The organism is Flavobacterium cupreum, assembly GCF_003996965.1.
GTDB classification, from domain to species: domain Bacteria; phylum Bacteroidota; class Bacteroidia; order Flavobacteriales; family Flavobacteriaceae; genus Flavobacterium; species Flavobacterium cupreum.
The window spans coordinates 1-403 of record NZ_QWDM01000095.1 but is presented as its reverse complement, the minus strand read 5'-3'; the positions used below and the strand labels follow the sequence as shown (position 1 = coordinate 403).

Annotated in this window: 1 pseudogene; it reads right to left on the bottom strand. The window is 68.2% G+C overall.

What is annotated here, in order from left to right:
• Window positions 1-403: pseudogene (locus tag D0817_RS26765) on the bottom strand (hypothetical protein); the annotation flags it as partial.

The following is a 403-nucleotide window of genomic DNA, read 5'->3' as shown; positions in this document are numbered from 1 at the left end:
GCGGCGGCGAACAGCTTGTCGGTCAGGTTGTGCTCGACGTCGAGGTAGAGGGCGACGTTGTGGCGCCCGTCGTCGACCGCCGTGCCCGGGGTGTAGCCGGGAAAGCCCTGCATGCCCGACGCCGCTGCGCCGCCGACCTGGTCGCGGATCACGATCGCCGGGTTGTTGGTGCGCCCGTACTGGCACGAGACCGGGGCGCCGGCGACGATCTGGTAGTTGTCGGCGCGGTACTCGAAGCCGGCGGCGACGGCGAAGCGCTTGCCGCCGAGGCTCATCGGACCATTGATGTCGGCGTTGAAGGTGGTTTGGTTGAACTTGAGCTTGCCGGTGTCGGCCTCGAGCGGCGATTCGGCGTGGATGCCACCGCCCGGCTTCGGCTCGTACCAGTAGCTCACGTTGATCG